At 51.6% G+C, this 19,709-nt stretch carries 18 protein-coding genes; 3 read left to right on the top strand and 15 right to left on the bottom strand.

Features of this window, described 5'->3' with window-relative positions:
- Positions 1-13: 13 nt before the first annotated feature.
- From mltB to A7983_RS14035, 3 genes are all read right to left on the bottom strand, one after another.
- Positions 14-1,087 (bottom strand): lytic murein transglycosylase B, encoded by a 1,074-nt coding sequence (gene mltB, locus A7983_RS14045; RefSeq protein ID WP_005975942.1) that lies wholly within the window; start codon positions 1,085-1,087, stop codon positions 14-16.
- A gap of 136 nt (positions 1,088-1,223) precedes the next feature.
- On the bottom strand, positions 1,224-1,565 hold the full coding sequence (locus A7983_RS14040) for a zinc ribbon domain-containing protein YjdM (protein ID WP_005975941.1): 342 nt from the start codon (positions 1,563-1,565) through the stop codon (positions 1,224-1,226).
- 120 nt (positions 1,566-1,685) lie between these two features.
- Positions 1,686-3,308 (bottom strand): EAL domain-containing protein, encoded by a 1,623-nt coding sequence (locus tag A7983_RS14035; RefSeq protein ID WP_005975939.1) that lies wholly within the window; start codon positions 3,306-3,308, stop codon positions 1,686-1,688.
- Positions 3,309-3,827: 519 nt separating this feature from the next.
- Here A7983_RS14035 and mutS point away from each other — a divergent pair.
- Positions 3,828-6,392, top strand: a complete 2,565-nt coding sequence (mutS, locus tag A7983_RS14030; protein WP_005975937.1) for a DNA mismatch repair protein MutS — start codon at positions 3,828-3,830, stop codon at positions 6,390-6,392.
- Between the two features lie 76 nt (positions 6,393-6,468).
- On the opposite strand, the gene nlpE is transcribed toward mutS, so the two are convergent.
- Together nlpE and A7983_RS14020 are read right to left on the bottom strand one after the other, a co-directional pair.
- A complete protein-coding gene (nlpE, locus tag A7983_RS14025) occupies positions 6,469-7,158 on the bottom strand; it encodes an envelope stress response activation lipoprotein NlpE (RefSeq protein WP_005975936.1) in 690 nt (229 codons plus the stop codon).
- 68 nt (positions 7,159-7,226) lie between these two features.
- On the bottom strand, positions 7,227-7,781 hold the full coding sequence (locus A7983_RS14020) for a YaeQ family protein (RefSeq protein ID WP_005975935.1): 555 nt from the start codon (positions 7,779-7,781) through the stop codon (positions 7,227-7,229).
- 238 nt (positions 7,782-8,019) lie between these two features.
- Here A7983_RS14020 and A7983_RS14015 point away from each other — a divergent pair, with 238 nt between their 5' ends.
- Positions 8,020-8,220, top strand: coding sequence for a YaeP family protein (locus A7983_RS14015; protein WP_015731006.1), 201 nt, complete (start codon positions 8,020-8,022; stop codon positions 8,218-8,220).
- Positions 8,207-8,467 (top strand): Rho-binding antiterminator, encoded by a 261-nt coding sequence (gene rof / locus A7983_RS14010; protein ID WP_005975933.1) that lies wholly within the window; start codon positions 8,207-8,209, stop codon positions 8,465-8,467. Before A7983_RS14015 ends, rof begins: the two co-directional genes overlap by 14 nt.
- A gap of 125 nt (positions 8,468-8,592) precedes the next feature.
- Here the strand turns inward: rof and tilS are convergent, their stop codons facing one another.
- The 10 genes from tilS to skp all read right to left on the bottom strand — a co-directional run bounded on the left by tilS (position 8,593) and on the right by skp (position 19,630).
- On the bottom strand, positions 8,593-9,942 hold the full coding sequence (gene tilS / locus A7983_RS14005) for a tRNA lysidine(34) synthetase TilS (RefSeq protein ID WP_039477698.1): 1,350 nt from the start codon (positions 9,940-9,942) through the stop codon (positions 8,593-8,595).
- On the bottom strand, positions 9,932-10,321 hold the full coding sequence (locus A7983_RS14000) for a VOC family protein (RefSeq protein ID WP_005975930.1): 390 nt from the start codon (positions 10,319-10,321) through the stop codon (positions 9,932-9,934). Before A7983_RS14000 ends, tilS begins: the two co-directional genes overlap by 11 nt.
- 130 nt (positions 10,322-10,451) lie before the next feature.
- Positions 10,452-11,411: an acetyl-CoA carboxylase carboxyl transferase subunit alpha gene (gene accA, locus A7983_RS13995; RefSeq protein ID WP_005975929.1), complete on the bottom strand. Its 960-nt coding sequence runs from the start codon at positions 11,409-11,411 to the stop codon at positions 10,452-10,454.
- Between the two features lie 12 nt (positions 11,412-11,423).
- Positions 11,424-14,906: a DNA polymerase III subunit alpha gene (dnaE, locus tag A7983_RS13990; RefSeq protein ID WP_005975928.1), complete on the bottom strand. Its 3,483-nt coding sequence runs from the start codon at positions 14,904-14,906 to the stop codon at positions 11,424-11,426.
- A 76-nt stretch (positions 14,907-14,982) separates the two neighbouring features.
- Positions 14,983-15,579, bottom strand: a complete 597-nt coding sequence (gene rnhB / locus A7983_RS13985; protein WP_005975927.1) for a ribonuclease HII — start codon at positions 15,577-15,579, stop codon at positions 14,983-14,985.
- Positions 15,580-15,600: 21 nt separating this feature from the next.
- The gene (gene lpxB / locus A7983_RS13980) at positions 15,601-16,752 is read right to left on the bottom strand and encodes a lipid-A-disaccharide synthase (protein ID WP_005975926.1); all 1,152 of its coding nucleotides are present in this window, start codon (positions 16,750-16,752) and stop codon (positions 15,601-15,603) included.
- Positions 16,753-16,755: 3 nt separating this feature from the next.
- The gene (lpxA, locus tag A7983_RS13975; protein ID WP_005975924.1) at positions 16,756-17,544 is read right to left on the bottom strand and encodes an acyl-ACP--UDP-N-acetylglucosamine O-acyltransferase; all 789 of its coding nucleotides are present in this window, start codon (positions 17,542-17,544) and stop codon (positions 16,756-16,758) included.
- A gap of 4 nt (positions 17,545-17,548) precedes the next feature.
- Positions 17,549-18,022 carry a 3-hydroxyacyl-ACP dehydratase FabZ gene (fabZ, locus tag A7983_RS13970; protein WP_170309992.1) on the bottom strand — a complete coding sequence of 158 codons (474 nt, stop codon included), beginning with the start codon at positions 18,020-18,022 and terminating at the stop codon, positions 17,549-17,551.
- An 84-nt stretch (positions 18,023-18,106) separates the two neighbouring features.
- Complete coding sequence (lpxD, locus tag A7983_RS13965) at positions 18,107-19,129, bottom strand: UDP-3-O-(3-hydroxymyristoyl)glucosamine N-acyltransferase (RefSeq protein WP_005975922.1); 1,023 nt, start codon at positions 19,127-19,129, stop codon at positions 18,107-18,109.
- A 3-nt stretch (positions 19,130-19,132) separates the two neighbouring features.
- Positions 19,133-19,630, bottom strand: coding sequence for a molecular chaperone Skp (gene skp, locus A7983_RS13960; protein WP_005975920.1), 498 nt, complete (start codon positions 19,628-19,630; stop codon positions 19,133-19,135).
- Positions 19,631-19,709 lie beyond the last annotated feature (79 nt).

The raw sequence follows: 19,709 nt of genomic DNA, 5'->3' as shown, positions 1-19,709 counted from the left end.
ATCCGCAAATATCTTAGCGCGCGCGGCCTACAGCCTCACCGAGTTGCCATACTGCCATCGCGTAGTGCGTGCTGTGGTTGTAGCGCGTGATGGCATAGAAGTTCGGCAATCCGTACCAGTATTGATAACCCGTGCCGATGTCCAGCCGTAGCAGGCTAGCTTCACTGTATCCCGCCAACGAATGCTGTGGTGCCAACCCCGCAGCCTGAAGTTCAGTGAGCGAGTAACGGGTATTAAAACCGTTCGGGAGCAGCGGCGCCTGACCGTTTGCTTGCACCGCGACAGGCGCGCCCTTCACCCAGCCGTGCGCTTTGAAATAATTGGCGACGCTGCCAATCGCATCCACCGGATCCCACAGGTTGGTATGTCCGTTGCCATCAAAATCCACCGCGTAATTCTTGAAGGATGAAGGCATAAACTGCCCGTAGCCCATCGCACCAGCGTAAGAGCCACGCAGGCTGAGCGGATCGTTGCCTTCTTTACGCGCCATCAGCAGGAAAGTTTCCAGCTCGCCCGCAAAGTAATCGGCACGTCGCGGGTAATCAAACGCCAGCGTTGCCAGGGCATCAATGATGCGCGTTTTACCCATCACTCGGCCCCAGCGGGTTTCAACGCCAATAATGCCAACGATGATCTCAGGCGGAACGCCATAAATGTTCTGGGCACGCTGTAGTGCATCCTGATATTGATTCCAGAACGCTACGCCGTTCTGCACGTTATCTGGCGTAATAAACTGATTACGGTAGCGGTTCCAGGCACCGTTCGGCCCTGAAGGGGGTCGAGATGTCGGGGCTTGCTTATCCATCAGACGGATCACCCAGTCCAGACTTTTCGACTGAACCAGCACATCATGCAGTTGCTGGCGATTAAAACCGTGGTCCAGCACCATTTTATCGACAAACCGTGCAGTCGCTGGGTTAGTCGCAAAATCGCCGCCTAGCGGATGGACATTGTGTACAGGTTCAAGCAGGAAATCGCCTTTGAAAGGATTACCCGAAGGTGCCTCTGCGGGAGGGGGGGGAGCCGGCTGACTGCTACAGGCAGAGAGCAAAACGAGCAGAGGGAGAAAACGAACCAAATGACGCATCAGATATCCGTATAGCCAGGTAAGAAATCAATATCAGCTATGGTAAAGGATTGTCTGATGTGAAAAAACCAGCCAGAGGTGAAAAAGTGCCGCGCGTCGACCAGAGGGGAAACCGACGCGCGTCATCACACCTGAATCAGTTTTTCTTCACAAATTCGGATTTCAGTTTCATCGGACCAAAACCGTCGATTTTACAATCAATGTTGTGATCGCCTTCTACCAAGCGAATCCCTTTCACGCGGGTGCCGATTTTCAGTGGGGTCGAACTGCCTTTGACTTTCAGATCTTTAATGACCGTCACCGTATCGCCATCCGCCAGCAGGTTGCCATTGGCATCTTTTACCACTAACACATCATCCTGCGCTGGTACATCGCCTGCCGCCGACCACTCATTCCCGCATTCAGGGCAGTTAAGCATTTCGCCCTCTTGCCAGGTATATTCAGAACTGCATTTCGGACAATGAGGTAACTGTTGCATGATAAACTCCTGAAAAATTCACAATAAAAAAGCAATAAATATCATTAGGTAATCACCTTATTTCCGATATTTTACCCTTTTATGACTGTTTTTAATAGTGAAGCTGAGTTTATCGCGACTTTACAGCCCGTCTGACACCGTTTCTCGCCTTGCTGCCAGAAACGCAATTAATGCTTCTTGCGTAAGCGCTTTGGAATACAGCCAGCCCTGTGCATAGGCTACGCCAAGGCTTTTCAGGTAGGTTTCCTGAATCAGGGTTTCGACACCTTCGGCAACAATTTGTTGGTTAAGACAATGTGCCATGCTGACGATATGAGACAGTACAATGTCGCCAGGTGAATGATTATTAATATTCCAGACAAAAGATTTGTCAATTTTAAGCTTATTGGCTTTGACCCGTTCAAGATACGACAGCCCGGCATACCCAGTACCAAAATCGTCAATGGCGACATCAATGCCTTTCTGTTGGTACAATTCCACCATCAATCCGGCCTTTTGTGGTTCGATCATTGATGACTCGGTTAATTCGACATTGATATTCGTCCCTTCAAGACCGCATACGGCAATATACTCCACTAGATAATTGAAAATGGAAATATCTTCAAATTCCGCGGCCTCAAGATTAATAGAAACAAACATCTCAGGATAATTTTTCTTCAGTACGCAGGCCGTTTTTAACGCCTCATCAATGACGTATAACGTCAGTGCATTCATCAACCCCACCTGACGAATCATGGGAATAAAAGAGTCCGGCATAATTACGCGCCCGTCCGAATGACACCAGCGAATTAACGCTTCACACCCCACAACCCGTGCGGTATTCAGTTCAATAATCGGCTGATAATGCAATTCGAACTCTTTGCGTTTCAAGGCCTGATTAAGAACATAACGTGGGCTCTGGATAGTCAGTGTTCGCCGAGAGATCAACGCGGAAAGCAGCAGGGAAAGGAGAAGAAAAAGAGGCAGAAAAGAGAAAAAAATCGTCAGGTAGCGTGCGGTACTCACAGGTTTATCAGCACTCACCGCCAGAGCAAGATCGCTGTTTGATAACGGTTTCAGAACATAATACTTATTATCAATATAAAATCTATCGGCCCGATTTTCTCCCGTTATCAGTCGGGGAAAAGCGCTACCATCGATCGAATCCGACAAGATAATCTGCCCATTCTGTTTTTTTCTTTCCAGCAATGCACGTCGGATATTATAGCTATGGGAGGGAATATCCAGAAATGAACGCGGATTTAACACAACAAAATGATGCGTTGCGCCAACGTAAATCATTCTCTTATTACGGTTCAGCAGGCTTTCAACGTTATACCAAACCCCATAGGCGTTTTTATAGACAAAATCAGGCTCGGAAAGAAATAGGGTATTAATGTCGTTCAGCATCGAAGAACAGCGAGGCCGATTCCCGTCGATATAGACCACATCCTGAATATAATCATTGTCGTAAGCCGCCTTGCGGAGCATATCCAGGTGAGAATTATCGCAATAGGGCAAACTATATTCTTCTAACCTATCCAGCGCGGAAGTCGCCTGCACCATTATTTCGCCAGCATGTTCAAGCGTGAGGTTAGAAAAAGTCTCCACGTCCCCTTCAAATTGTTTGAGTGTGAAAGTCGAATGAGCCTCAAGTACCAACGCAAAAAACAAAGCCAGGATAAAAAATAGGCTGGAAGACAATAAGAAAAAACCATTCTTAAAATAGAGCGTTTGAAAATAAGCTAACAGGTTCTTTCTCATAGGGAAGGCGACGTATCATCATCACGAGAAATCCAACATAGCACATAACCCTTCCCGACAATGTATGGATATCCTAAATAATTATGATTTCAGAGCCTCGATAGCAGGATTGCCAGCCGCGTTCTGGCCTGGCTTGTTCTGCTATAAGTGCTTTTAAAAAGCCACGTAAATCATCAAATGCCATACTCAGATTCCTTTCTTCCGAATGTGTTACAGAATAATTAGTCTAGTTGCTACACCCGATGCTGCAAGAAACTTGCGAGTCTCCTCGCGCCTCCGATCAATAGTAGAAAAATCGGATACGCATCCTTATCTCAGTCTGGTAACGTCACTCTGGCGCAAAATAACGACCAGCAATGGTAAGATAGCGCACTCGTAGGTGATGTTTTTCATCTGTCAGTCAGTATACTTCTGGCATTCCATTTCAATGCTCAGGTGGCGAGCCATCAGCAAGGTTTACCATTAAGCCCAGCGCCATCACCTGAACGAACAAAAGCGTTAAGACTGAGTAAAATCAATATGAATGAAGCCACAGAGAAGGACTTCACCGCCCACACGCCGATGATGCAACAGTACTTTAGGCTAAAGGCTGAGCATCCAGAAATCCTGCTGTTTTACCGCATGGGCGATTTTTACGAGCTGTTCTATGACGATGCCAAACGGGCTTCTCAACTGTTGGATATTTCGCTGACGAAACGCGGCGCTTCCGCAGGGGAACCGATCCCGATGGCGGGTGTTCCTCATCATGCTGTTGAGAACTACCTCGCCAGACTGGTGCAAATGGGTGAATCCGTCGCAATCTGCGAACAGATCGGCGATCCGGCCACCAGCAAGGGACCAGTGGAACGTAAAGTCGTGCGTATCGTCACGCCGGGAACCATCAGCGACGAAGCCCTGTTGCAGGAAAAGCAGGATAACCTGCTGGCAGCAATCTGGCAGGACGGTCGGGGGTTTGGTTACGCCACGCTGGACATCAGCTCTGGACGTTTCCGCGTGAGCGAACCGGCGGATCGGGAAACCATGGCAGCCGAGCTACAGCGCACCAATCCGGCAGAATTGCTCTATCCAGAGTCCTTTGAGTCCATGGATTTGATCGAAAATCGCCATGGGCTCCGCCGTCGTCCGCTGTGGGAATTTGAACCCGATACCGCACGCCAGCAGCTTAACCTGCAATTTGGTACCCGCGATCTGACTGGTTTTGGCGTAGAGCAGGCGAAGCTCGCGCTGCGGGCAGCAGGATGCCTGCTGCAATACGCGAAAGACACACAGCGAACTTCCCTGCCGCATATTCGCGGTATTACGATGGAACGCCAGCAGGACGGCATCATCATGGATGCGGCCACACGCCGTAACCTTGAATTGACGCAAAATCTGTCCGGCGGTGTGGAAAATACGCTGGCTGCCGTGTTGGACTGCACCGTGACGGCAATGGGAAGCCGGATGCTGAAGCGCTGGATCCACATGCCTAGTCGCGATATTGATGCGCTCAAACAGCGCCAACAGGCTATCAGTGCGTTGCAGGAGATCACGCCCGACCTACAACCCTATATGCGGCAGGTCGGCGATCTGGAACGTATTCTGGCACGCCTTGCTTTACGCACAGCACGCCCACGCGATCTCGCGCGTATGCGCCATGCTTTCCAGCAGTTTCCCGCTATTCGTGAACAGCTTGCGCCGTTGGAGACCGACTCCGTTCGCCGTTTGGTCAGCCTGATTGGCCAATTTGATGAACTGCGTGATTTGCTGGAACGCGCCGTTGTCGAAGCACCACCCGTGCTGGTACGCGACGGCGGGGTCATCGCGCCGGGCTACCATGCAGAATTGGATGAGTGGCGTGCGTTGGCTGACGGAGCCAGCGATTATCTGGACCGTCTGGAAATTCGCGAACGTGAAAAACTGGGGCTTGATACGCTGAAAGTCGGCTTCAATGGTGTGCACGGCTATTACATTCAAGTTAGCCGAGGTCAGAGCCATCTGGTGCCGATCCACTACGTCCGTCGCCAGACGCTAAAAAATGCCGAACGCTATATCATTCCCGAACTAAAAGAATACGAAGACAAGGTTCTGACCTCGAAGGGTAAGGCGCTGGCGCTGGAAAAAGCACTCTACGATGAGCTTTTCGATCTGATGCTGCCTCATCTGGCAGAGCTTCAGCAGAGTGCAACAGCATTAGCCGAGCTGGATGTACTGGCGAACCTGGCCGAGCGTGCCGATACGTTGAATTACGTCTGCCCAACGCTGAGTGATAAACCCGGCATCAAAATCACGGGCGGTCGTCACCCTGTCGTAGAGCAAGTACTGCGTGAGCCGTTTATTTCGAACCCCCTGTCGCTATCGCCACAGCGTCGTATGCTGATTATTACCGGCCCCAACATGGGGGGGAAAAGTACCTATATGCGTCAGGCTGCACTGATTGTACTGATGGCGCATATCGGCTGCTTCGTGCCTGCGGATCAGGCGGTCATTGGCCCCGTCGATCGTATTTTCACCCGCGTGGGTGCCGCAGACGATCTGGCATCCGGTCGTTCGACCTTTATGGTAGAAATGACGGAAACAGCGAATATTCTGCACAACGCCACGGAAAACAGTCTGGTACTGATGGACGAAATAGGCCGTGGCACCTCAACCTATGACGGTTTGTCGCTAGCCTGGGCCTGCGCTGAGAATCTGGCGAACCGCATCAAAGCCATGACGCTGTTTGCAACACACTACTTTGAGCTGACTACCCTGCCGGAAAAAATGGAAGGGGTAGTGAATGTGCATTTAGATGCGCGTGAACACGGCGATACCATCGCCTTCATGCACAGCGTACAAGACGGAGCAGCCAGCAAAAGTTATGGTCTAGCTGTCGCGGCACTGGCAGGTGTACCAAAAGAAGTGATTAAACGCGCTCGTCAGAAGCTGAAGGAGCTGGAAACGTTATCGAATAATGCGTCATCCAGCCATATCGATGGTGCGCAGTTGGCGCTACTGAGCAATGATGAGCCGTCACCAGCGATGGAAGCGCTGGAAGCCATCGACCCTGATGCGCTCACGCCACGTCAGGCGTTGGATTGGTTGTATCAGCTAAAGAAAATGCTCTAACGCGAGTTAGAATGGGGGATATCGATAGCAAAAAGGCACTGAAATCAGTGCCTTTTCTTTTCAACATCACGTTAGCCTATGAATCGCAGTTTAGATCTGCGTTCATCAGGGCTTTATTTTTACCATCAGGCACCACGGCCTTCACCATTTGGCCTTCTTCCATCGACGGAATAACGGCAAAATGAGCAGGGAGAACAAGCAGTACCGCCTGTCCGGCTGTATTCCTTATACGAAAATATTGTCTTTCCAGCTCGGCACTATCTTCCATCACGAAGGTTTTTCCCGTCGCACAATCCGAAAACGTCGCGACATCCGCCATATAGCGGTACATCCCCTTCATCAGCATCGGCGTTTTGGGCAGCGGTTGTTCGGACACCGTTAATTGACGAGGAAGCGGCGAATTGATGGGCTGCCCTTGTTCATCCAACAACTCCAGACCTTTATCAACCGGACGGAAGTAATGTTTTTCGCCTGAACGTTCCGTCAGCACCAGCTTATCGGCCGTGCGACGCCACTGACCATAGGCAGCGAAAACGTTCTCTCCTGGCAGGGTCGTCTTATACTGCTTGTGCAGAATAAACGTCCCATCTTTTTCCAAAAATAGTGACGTATCAACCCCTTCACAGTCCGCACAAGGCAAAACACCGCGATAGCTTTGCGCCATGGGCGTAAGGGGCTCTTCCTGAACTTGTGAGCGGGTATGGCACCCGATCAATCCAGAAACCCCCGCCATCAACAGCACACCGATAGCCAGTTTTTTCATCATTATTTTTCTGTCCCTCTGTCCTGTTTTCCCATTCTTACTCAATGTGCTGGAACATACCCAACGCGTTATCATCCCTGAGTCAGAGGAATTTTCCACTCAGAAAATGCTATTTCAAGACTATTCTTATCGTCAGACAGCCAGATCGTGCCGTCCTGGATCGTTGCCTGCAATGACATGGTGCGCTGGACCAGCCCGGCAATCTGAGCCAGTTGATTATCATCTAAAAAGCGGACAGCTAGATTCTTGTACCCAGAAACTTTACCCGATATGGCGCTCCACCAAACCAGTGCTGCACGCTCGCTGTAGGCATACAGCACCACAGAACGAGACTGGTTGCAGGCTTTTTTGAGCCGTTTTTCATCAGGTAAACCTAGTTCAATCCACAACTCCAGCTCCATCGTATCATTACGTCGCCAGATTTCTGGCTCGTCATCTGCGCTAAGCCCTTTGGTAAAGCGCAAATTTTCATCAGCATGACAGATCCACGCTAAAAGCCGCAGCATCATCCGTTGCTCAGTTTCAGAGGGATGCTGCGCTATCGTCAGGTTCGCATCGTGGAAAAAATTCCGATCCATATCGGCGATATTGATTACTGCTTTGTAAACCGTTGCTTTTAGTGCCATCAGTGACCTCGTTTTTATTCCCCCTAGTTTACTTGAGTTAGCGTCATCCTCACAGTAAAGGTGATATCCGCCACGTAACCGATAGATTAGGTCTCTAAGGACTACTGATATCCTGTTAATCCCTATGCTATAGTCGGTTTGATAAATAGAGTTTATCTTCGTAGGCTTACAACATCGCGCGCACAACGAGTGATGATGCATGAATATCTACCGAGCTAAGCTTTTAAGGGAGGATATAGTGCAAGAATACTGTGAATTAGTACGTCGCTTATACGCAGAGATCGCCAGTGGCGATCTGGGCTATATACCCGATTCGCTGGGTTGTGTTTTGAAAACCCTGGATGGCATTGCCGCGAATGAGGCATTGCCATCCTCCGTCAGGGAACAGGCCGCTTTTGCCGCCGCTAACTTATTGGTGAGTGATTATGTCAATGAGTAATGAATATCAACCCATCAACTGTGATGATTACGACAGCCTGGAAGCCACCTGTCAGCAGAGCCTGACGCTGACGCTGGAACTACGTAATGGTGAAGTTGTGACCGGTAAAGCCAGTGACATGATCTCACGTAAGCAGATCGAATATCTGGTGATTGAAGCCTCCGGCACAACGCGTGAACTGCGTCTCGATCACATCGTCAGTTTCAGTCATCCTGAAATCGGGAAAGTCGTCGTCAGCGAATCCTGACAAACCTCTCCTTCCATTTAGCGGCAAACGCTGAAGAAATGTATCCAAAACGGACAACGCAGGTTGTCCGTTTTTACTTCGAGGCTAACTAATATCAATTTCTTCTCTTGGCGTTTTCCCTAGGCTTATTTTTCCCAAACTTGTTTTTCCCATGTAATGTGCCACACAGGTTGATGTTCTCTCACCTGCCCTGCTTGCGTCACAAATCGCCCCACGGCGGCAATCAGTTGCTCGTTGTAGAACACCAGCGGCGTCCGGTCGCGCCACCAGGGCGGAACACCTAGCTCCTGCCAGAGTTTCTTGATTTGCCGACCATGTACTCTGCCGACAATATGCACGGTTCTACTGGTCGAGAAGCGAATACTCACCACCTCGCCGTCTTCCGGCGCACGAATCACGATCCCACTATCACCCAGCAACAGCGTACCCAAGTTGTCAGGGAGAGATAACGGGCATGACGTCGGCTGCCATGGCAGAATGCAGTCTTTTAGCGACGGCATCATCGGTAGCAGGTAGAGATGTTGGCGAAACCGGCGGATCTGCATCTGATTCAACTGCAATACCGGCTCCGCATCCTGACGACTCGTCGCCACCTCATCCCAAAGCCGTTGCAACTGATCGCGCGCGGGCATCGTCGCCCCTTGCTGCGCCAGCCAGCGCCGCAAGAGTGCAAAACGACGCACCGGACTTAGCGGAAGCAGGCCGTCAATACTCAGCGCACCATCCGGTTGACATAACGCCTGCAACGATTCCTCCAGCAACTCATCGAGCAATTGTTCCTGTTCGGCACACAACTGGGCGCTACGCGTCACGGCGGAAGCGAAATGCGGCCAGCGCTGTGTCAGTCGCGGTAAGATCTGGCGGCGTAGAAAATTGCGGTCAAAACGTTCATCCTGATTGCTGTCGTCCTCAATCCAACTGAGCTGATGCCGCTGTGCGTAAGCTTCCAACTGGAGACGAGAAACCCCTAACAGCGGACGCACAAGCCGATGATGGCCCAACATACTGTTTGCCGCCATCGCAGACAATCCGGCAGGCCCGCTGCCGCGTTTAAGCGCCAGTAAAAAGGTTTCGCTCTGGTCATCAAGGTGCTGCGCCGTCAACAGTGTTTCTCCTTCTTGCAGATGCGCCTGCAGCGCCCGATAACGCGCCGTTCTGGCCGCCGCTTCAATACCGCCATTCTGCGCCTCAACCGTCACCGGCAGCGAAGCAAACGGCACCTGCCAGCGTTCACACTGCTGGCGACAATGTTCAGCCCAGCTATCTGCCAGCGGATTTAAGCCGTGATGGATGTAAGCCGCGCGAATAGCCAGCCCAGAGCGTTGACGCACCGCCACCAACAGATGCAGCAACACGCTGGAGTCCAGACCACCGCTGTAGGCCAGCAGGATCGGCCCGCATCCGGCCGTTTGCGTCACAATCGTCTGGAGCAATCCATCGTCAGGTTCAGTGCAGTTCACGGCATCAGATCTCATACAGTTCTAAGGGCAAGCCGTCAGGATCGGAGAAGAACGTGAAGCGCTGCTGCGTTTCAGGATCGATCCTTACGGGTTCACAGACGACACCAGCCTGCATCAAAGAGGCAATGGCCTGTTCAACGTCAGCCACGGCAAAAGCCAGGTGGCGTAGACCACATGCCTCCGGCCGACTAACTCGTTCGGGTGGATAAGGGAAAGAAAATAGCTCAATGGTGTAACCCCCATTCAGCGAGAGATCCCCTTTCCACGACTGCCGCGCGGTACGGTAGATCTCATGGTTTAGCGTGAATCCCAGCACATCACAATAAAATGCCTTGCTGCGTGCATAGTCAGAGGCAATCACCGCAATGTGATGGACATTGAGCAGCTTAAGCATTATTCAAACCCTCATAGCAAAAAATCCGCTGTCATTGCTGACAACGGATTTTCAGAGTAACGCCAGAATAGCCTGATTGATAATACTACAATCAATCAGACAATCACGTCATCAGCAGTAACCACTGTACTTAACAGTAACCATAGTTCATCAGACGCTGATAACGGCGGTTCAACAGTTCTTCTTCCGTCAGACCGTCGAGATCGAGCAGATCGGCCAGCAGTTGCGCCTTCAGTGACTCTGCCATTACTGGAACGTTACGGTGCGCCGAACCCAGCGGCTCAGGGATCACGGTATCGATCAGTTTCAGCTCTTTCAGACGCGGCGCGATGATGCCCATGGCTTCAGCCGCCAGCGGCGCTTTATCCGCGCTCTTCCACAGGATAGACGCACAGCCTTCCGGTGAAATAACCGAGTAGGTGCTGTACTGCAACATGTTGACCTTGTCGCCCACGCCGATAGCCAACGCACCACCGGAACCACCTTCACCGATAACGGTACAGATGATTGGCACACGCAGCGTCGACATTTCACGCAGATTGCGTGCGATAGCTTCAGACTGACCACGTTCTTCTGCGCCCACGCCCGGATACGCGCCCGGCGTGTCGATAAAGGTGATGATCGGCATTCTAAAGCGATCGGCCATTTCCATCAGGCGCAGCGCTTTGCGATACCCTTCTGGAGCAGGCATGCCGAAATTACGGCGAATCTTTTCTTTGGTTTCACGTCCTTTTTGATGACCAATGATCATCACCGGACGCCCATCCAAACGAGCAATCCCGCCGACAATGGCTTTGTCATCAGCATAGGCACGATCGCCCGCCAATTCATCAAAGTCAGTAAAGATGTGCTTAATATAATCAAGCGTATAAGGACGTTGCGGATGGCGCGCTAACTGCGCAACCTGCCAGGCACCCAAATCGGCGAAGATTTTGCGCGTCAGTTCAACGCTCTTCTCACGCAGGCGCTGGACTTCTTCGTCCAGGTTAATATCTAATTTTTCGTCTTGACGGCTGACTGCGGTCAGCGAGTCAATTTTCGCTTCCAACTCTGCAATCGGCTGCTCAAAATCAAGAAAATTCAGACTCATAGTATTCCTATATTAGTCAAATTCCAGTTCCACCTGCTCATTACCCACTAATGTACGCAGCTCGTTCAGTAGCGCATCGGCAGGCGTTACACGCCATGCTGCGCCGAAACGTAGTCGGGCGCGCGCATCTTCACGCTGGTAATAGAGATGCACTGGGATCGTCCCCGATCGATGGGGTTCCAACGATTGGCGGAGACGGTTTAATAGCTGGTCATCAATTTGCCTGTCAGTCAGCGAGATAGCAAGCCCGCGCGCGTATTTTTCCCGCGCTTCACTGATATCCATTAACTCTCGGACGGTCATTTTAAGCCCGCCGCTGAAGTCATCAAAGCTGACCTGTCCACTGGCGATAAGGATACGGTCTTTCTCAAGTAAATGCTGATATTTTTCCAATGCATCGGTAAACAGCATAATCTCAAGCCGACCGGAACGATCGTCCAATGTACAGACACCAATACGGTTACCCCGTTTGGTGACCATGACGCGAGCCGCCAACACCAGCCCAACGGCAGTGGTCATTTTACCCCGATCCGTCGGGTGCATATCTTTCAAACGCACGCCACCGGCATAGCGTTCAATTTCCTTAATATATTGCGTGATCGGGTGGCCGGTCAGGTACAGCCCCAGCGTTTCCCGTTCACCATCCAGCACCACCTGCTCCGGCCACGGCGGCACCGTACTGTAGGATTGCTCAACCTGCTCAGGCGCATCGGCCAGCACGCCGAACATATCCACCTGACCGATGGCCTCCGCTTTCGCATGCTGATCGGCAGCCTTCAGCGCATCAGCCAATGAATTCATCAGCGCAGCGCGATGCGGCCCCAAGCGGTCGAATGCCCCAGACATAATCAGCTTTTCCAACACGCGGCGGTTCAGCTTTTTGATGTCGGTACGCGCGCAGAGGTCGAACAATTCTCTAAAATAGCCGCCCTGATTACGCGCTTCGATAATCGCCTCAATCGGGCCCTCACCTACACCTTTAATCGCACCGATACCGTAAACAATCTCGCCATCGTCATTAACGTGGAAGTGATACAGGCCGCTATTGATGTCCGGGGGCAGGATTTTTAGCCCCATCCGCCAACATTCATCAACCAGCCCCACCACTTTATCCGTGTTGTCCATATCGGCCGTCATCACCGCCGCCATGAATTCAGCCGGATAGTGCGCCTTCAGCCACAGCGTTTGGTAAGACACCAGCGCATAAGCTGCGGAGTGTGATTTATTAAAGCCGTAACCAGCGAATTTTTCCACCAGGTCAAAAATTTTAACCGCCAACTCACCGTTCACGCCGCGAGATTTGGCACCATCTTCAAAGCCACCACGCTGCTTCGCCATCTCGACGGGGTTCTTTTTCCCCATCGCACGACGCAACATATCCGCGCCGCCCAGCGTATAGCCTGCCAGAACCTGCGCGATCTGCATGACCTGTTCTTGATACAGGATAATGCCGTAGGTCGGCTCCAGTACGGGCTTGAGTGACTCGTGCTGCCATTCGATATCTGGATACGAAATCGCTTCACGCCCATGCTTACGGTCGATGAAGTTATCTACCATGCCGGATTGCAGTGGGCCGGGGCGGAACAGCGCCACCAGAGCGATCATATCTTCAAAACAGTCGGGCTTCAGGCGCTTAATCAGATCTTTCATGCCACGCGATTCAAGCTGGAATACCGCAGTGGTTTCCGAGCGTTGCAGCATGTCGAAGCTTTTCTTATCCTCGAGCGGAATGGCGGCGATATCAATCGGTTCCTGACCTTGCTTCGCACGACGGGCGTTGATCATCTCCAGCGCCCAGTCGATGATGGTCAATGTACGCAGGCCAAGGAAGTCGAATTTCACCAGCCCGGCATATTCCACGTCGTTCTTATCAAACTGGGTAACCGGGTGATTCCCTTCCGAATCACAATACAGCGGCGCGAAATCGGTTATTTTCGTGGGGGATATCACCACCCCACCGGCATGTTTACCGGCGTTACGCGTGACCCCTTCAAGCTTGCGTGCCATATCGATGAGGGCCTTAACTTCCTCATCGGCTTCATAAATTTCTGGCAACTGCGGCTCGGCTGCAAACGCCTTTTCCAGCGTCATGCCCGGATCGGGCGGCACCAGTTTTGAAATACGATCGACAAACCCATAAGGGTGTCCGAGCACGCGCCCTACGTCACGAATAACCGCTTTCGCCGCCATCGTACCAAAGGTGATAATCTGCGATACCGCATCACGCCCATACATTTCCGCAACGTGATCGATGACCATGTCGCGTTTTTCCATGCAGAAATCGACATCGAAGTCAGGCATAGAGACACGTTCAGGATTGAGGAAGCGTTCAAACAGCAGATCGAATTCCAGCGGGTCTAGATCGGTGATTTTCAGCGCGTAAGCGACCAATGAGCCTGCACCGGAACCGCGTCCTGGGCCAACAGGCACATCGTTATCCTTCGACCACTGGATAAACTCCATAACGATCAGGAAGTAGCCAGGGAACCCCATTTGGTTGATAACGCCCAGCTCAATATCCAGACGCTCATCATATTCCGGCCGACGTGCAGCACGCACTTCCGGTTCAGGGAACAGGAATTCGAGACGATCCTCCAACCCTTTTTTAGAACACTGAACCAGAAAATCTGCGGTGCTCATCTCACCCGTAGGGAACTGCGGCAGAAAATATTCACCCAAGCGGATCGTTACGTTACAGCGCTTGGCAATTTCAACGCTGTTCACTAGCGCTTCGGGGATGTCGGCAAACAGCTCGCACATTTCCTCTTCTGAGCGCATGTACTGCTGCGGGCTGTAATGACGTGGGCGTTTGGGATCGTCAAGCGTGTAGCCATCGTGAATGGCCACGCGGATTTCGTGAGCATCAAAATCATCAGTGCTGATAAAGCACACTTCATTAGTCGCTACAACGGGTAACCCGTACTTGGTTGCCAATTCCACGGCCGAGTGTATGTAACTTTCTTCATCGGGACGCGATGTACGGGTCAGTTCCAGATAGTAACGCTGGGGGAAGTGTTCCTGATAGAACGCCACACACTGTTCAGCTTGTGCCTGATTACCACGCAGCAAAAACCGGCCAACATCACCCCGGCGGCCACCAGACAGAAGGATCAGCCCTTCCTGATGTTCAATCAGCCAATCACGGTCAATCGTCGGCCCGGCTGCACCATAACCACGTTGATAAGCATGGGAAATCAGCAACGTGAGATTCTGGTAGCCTTCATTGTTCATGGCCAGCACCGTGAGATGCGCCAGTTCATCTCCTAATTCATCGCTTTCGACATAGAAGTCTGCGCCGATGATAGGTTTGACCCCCGCACCATGCGCGCCGCCATAGAATTTAACCAGACCACACAGGTTGGTAAAATCGGTAATCGCCAGCGCTGGCATACCGAGCGCCGCCGCTTTTTTTACCAGCGGACCGACTTTGGCCAGCCCATCGATCATGGAATAGTCACTGTGAACACGCAGGTGAACAAAACGTGGTTCGGCCATATCCAGATCCCAGAGTTTATCGAGTAGTCAGCGTTGCGATAGCGATATCACAACACAGAGGATGAATGATGATGTTTTACGCCAGCCCTAATGCACGCTTGACTGGTGCGAAGCTCCGACGGTGAAACTCAGTGGCACCCAGTGCAGCCAGTTTCTCCAGATGAAACGCCGTTGGGTAGCCTTTGTGTTGGGCAAAACCATAATCGGGGAAACGTTGATCCAACTCAACCATCTCACGATCGCGGGTGACTTTCGCCATGATCGACGCCGCACTAATCTCTGCCACACGACTGTCCCCTTTAACCACCGCCTGAGCGCGCATCGGCAATGCAGGGCAACGGTTGCCGTCAATAAGAACAAAGTCCGGCACGATAGGCAACCCAGCCACCGCACGCTGCATCGCTAGCATGGTAGCATGCAGGATATTCAGTTGGTCAATCTCTTCCGGTTCGGCACGGCCAAGGCTCCACGCCAGCGCCTTTTCGTTGATTTCATCATAGAGCGCCAGCCGGCGTTTTTCACTCAGCTTCTTGGAATCCGCCAGCCCGACAATCGGTCGGCTCGGGTCAAGGATCACCGCCGCCGTCACGACAGCACCAACCAAAGGGCCACGGCCTACTTCATCAACGCCAGCGATACAGGTCGCCTGCGGGTAAATAAATATTTCACTCATGGTTTTATTAATATGCTTTTATTAACAAGGCTTTACTAATTCCAGTACCGCCTGAGCGGCTTGCTCATCAGCATTACAGCGGATCTGCTGATGCAAATCCACAAACGTCGTGCGTAGCTCAGCCATTTTGCCCGTATCGGCAAACAGCGGTAGCAGCGCAGCAGCAAGCTTATCCGGCGTACAATCAGTCTGTAGCAGCTCCGTCACCAGCTCACGCCCAGCCAACAGATTCGGTAACGACACCCATGGTGTTTTGACCAGGCGCTGCGCCAGCCAGAAGGTAAAGGGTTTCATGCGATAACCCACAACCATCGGACATTTCGCCAGCATACACTCCAGCGCCGCCGTACCGGATGCCAATAGCGCCGCATCACTGGCAATCATGGCTTCACGCGCTTGCCCATCCAGCAGATGCACACGCAGGTCGGGGGCCACGCTACTTTTTATCCGCTCGAATTGTTCACGTCGCTTGCTGTTCACCAGCGGAACCACGATTTCCAGATCGGGAAAATGCTGGCGTAATAGCACGGCAGTATTAAGGAAATCCGCACTAAGCATTTCAACTTCGGCACCACGACTACCCGGTAGCAGTGCCAGACAATGCACATCGGGCGCAATACCCAACATCGCGCGTGCTGCCTGCTTATCGGGATGCAGCGGCATCGCATCAGCCATCGTATGGCCGATAAAGCGACAAGGTACATTGAAACGATCGTAAAATGCTTTTTCAAAAGGCAAGAAGGCCAGCACTAAATTGGTCGCTTTACCTATTTTGAAAACGCGTTTTTGACGCCAGGCCCACACGGATGGGCTGACATAGTGAATAGTATTGATACCACGCTGCTTGAGGTTACCCTCCAGCGTGATATTGAAATCAGGCGCATCAATGCCCACGAAAACATCAGGCTGAAGTTCACTAAAGCGCTGGGTCAAATCCCGCCGAATTTTCAGCAGACGAGGAAGGCGTCCGAGCACTTCAACAATGCCCATAACGGCTAGCTCTTCCATTTCGTACCAGGCTTCACAGCCTTCGGCCTGCATGCGCGGTCCAGCAACGCCGACAAACCGTGCATCGGGCACCTTTTCTTTTAGCGCACGGATCAAACCAGCGCCAAGGATGTCGCCGGAAGTTTCTCCGGCGACTAGCCCAATAGTCAAAGGACGTGATGACATGGATTAACGAATGATGCCGCGAGTAGAACGGGCGAAGAAATCGGTAAATGCCTGCACTGCTGGATATTCAGCCGCCAGCGCTTCGATTTCCGGTTTCACCTCATCCAGCGTTTTACCGCTACGGTAGAGCAGCTTGTACGCGTTACGGATCGCATGCAGCGTTTCTTTTTCGAATCCACGACGCTTCAAGCCTTCGATGTTCAGACCAAATGGCGTGGCATGGTTACCCTGCGCAATAACATACGGCGGTACGTCTTGCGCTACACCAGAGCACCCACCAACCATAACGTGAGCACCGATAATGCAGAACTGGTGTACCGCAGTCATTCCACCAATAATCGCAAAATCATCGACGGAAACGTGGCCACCCAGCGTCGCGTTATTCGCCAGAATGCAGCGATTGCCCACTACGCAGTCATGTGCGATATGCGTGTTGATCATCAACAGGTTATCGCTACCGACTTTAGTCAACCCACCGCCCTGCGTCGTGCCACGATGGATCGTGACGCTTTCACGGATACGGTTACGATCGCCAATCTCAACGCGGGTCGGTTCCCCAGCATATTTGAGATCCTGGTTCACTTCACCAATGGACGTGAACTGATAGATTTCGTTGTCGCGACCAATTTTAGTGACGCCATTGACGACGACATGCGATTTCAACACCGTCCCTGCACCGATCTCAACTTGAGAACCGATGTAACAGAAAGGGCCAACATGAACACCAGCGCCAATAATGGCACCGTCTTCAACAATCGAGCTAGGATGAATAAAGGCGGTTTGATCAATCACGTTATCAGGACTCCCGACGACGAGCACACATCATTGACGCTTCACAGGCCACTTCGCCATCAACTTTGGCAACACCTTTAAAGCGCGCAACGCCGCGACGCTCTTTAATGAATTCAACTTCAAGGATCATTTGATCGCCTGGTTGTACCGGACGCTTAAAGCGCGCTTCGTCAACGGCGGCGAAGTAATACAGCTCACCCGGCTCCAGTTTACCCACGCTTTTAAACGCCAGAATACCGGTGGCCTGAGCCATGGCTTCCAGAATCAACACGCCGGGGAAAATGGGTTTACCCGGGAAATGCCCCTGGAAGAAGGGTTCGTTAAAAGAGACGTTTTTCACCGCCCGCAGAAACTTCCCTTCTTCAAAATCCAGTACCCGATCAACCAGTAAAAATGGGAAACGGTGCGGTAATAATTCTAAAATCTCTTCAATGTTCAGAGTATGAGTGTCAGTAGTCAAAATACTCTTCCTGTCCATAAAAAACTGATGCCATCAACAACACGGCCTGCGCAGACCCTAAATTAGGTGTCTTCAGGCAGGCCGCAAATAAAACGCGAGTGATTAAACGTTATCGACTTTTCGTTCAACGGCTTTCAACCGTTTGCTTATCTCATCAATATTCATCACCAGCGCTGCAGTTTTGCGCCATACTTTATTGGGTTGCAAAGGAATGCCCGAAGAGTATACCCCAGGTTCAGTGATTGGTCGCATGACCATCCCCATTCCCGTTACCGTCACTTTATCGCAGATCTCCATGTGCCCGTTAATCACGCTAGCACCGCCGATCATGCAATAACGGCCAATTTTCAAGCTCCCCGCCATAATGACGCCACCCGCGACCGCAGTATTGTCGCCAATCACGACGTTGTGCGCAATCTGACATTGGTTATCAATGATAACACCATTGCCAATGACCGTATCATCCAACGCACCACGATCGATGGTCGTACTCGCGCCAATCTCAACTCGATCGCCAATTCTGACCGTTCCCAACTGCGGGATCTTCACCCAGTTGCCACGATCGTTGGCATAGCCAAAGCCGTCAGAACCGATCACCGTGCCAGACTGAATAAGGCACTGCTCACCAAGCTCAACGCGGTGGTAAATCGTTACATTTGCCCATAAACGGGTACCGGCACCAATGCGGGCGTTTTTACCGACAAAACAGCCAGGGCCGATGACAACGCCATCACCCAACTGAGCGCCAGACTCGATGACGGCATTTGCGCCAATAGACACCTGTTGACCCAGCGTCGCATCGGGAGCAATGACGGCACTCGGGGCGATATCGGTTGCCGGTTGCGGTGTCGTATCCAGCAACTGAGCCATGCGAGCATAGGTCAGATAAGGATTTTTCACTACCAGCGCAGCAACTTGACAGTAAGGTAAATCCGCTTCCGTCAGCACGACTACAGACGCCTGTGTCTCGGCCAGTTGCTCACGGTAACGACTGTCAGAAAGAAACGTAATTTGCCCAGTTTTTGCCGAATGCATAGAAGCTACACCGGTGATGACGATATCGCCATCACCGTGTAATTGTGCATCCAACTGTTGAGCTAACGCGTCCAGTCGAATTGAATACATGGTTTATTTAACCTGTTTCAGCACATCAGCAGTAATGTCTTTAGCATTGGCGACATACGCAACGGCGTTAGCGTCAATCACAACATCATAGCCTTCTTTAGTTGCAACGGCTTTCACAGCATCCTGAATACGGCTCAGGATTTTGTTACGTTCTTCCGCCTGACGACGACGGTTATCCTGCTCGAAAGCCTGCGCTTTCGTAGAGAACTGCTCGCGCTGTGCCATGACGTCTTTTTCCATTTTGCTGCGCTCGCTCGCTTTCATGGTAGAGCCATCACGCTGCAACTTCTGCATCTTGCCTTGCAAATCGTTTTCCATCGATTGCAGCTCAGAGGCACGACCTTTGAACTCGTTTTCCAGTTGCTTGCCAACGGTTTCACGCTGTGGCAACTGTTGGAAGATGCTGGAAACGTTAACAACGGCAATCTTGTCAGCAGCCTGAACGCTGGCTGAAGCAGCCAATGCTAAACCGAGGCCTGCGGCACATAACCACTTTTTCACTATAAACTCCTCAACCTAACCTAATTTGTGTCTTAACACTTTAATGATGGGCATCGCGCCAGGGCGTCAACTGGATTTC

The organism is Pectobacterium wasabiae CFBP 3304, from assembly GCF_001742185.1.
Lineage (GTDB): Bacteria > Pseudomonadota > Gammaproteobacteria > Enterobacterales > Enterobacteriaceae > Pectobacterium > Pectobacterium wasabiae.
Note: the sequence above shows the minus strand (reverse complement) of the source record. Positions and strands in the feature narration are given on the sequence as shown.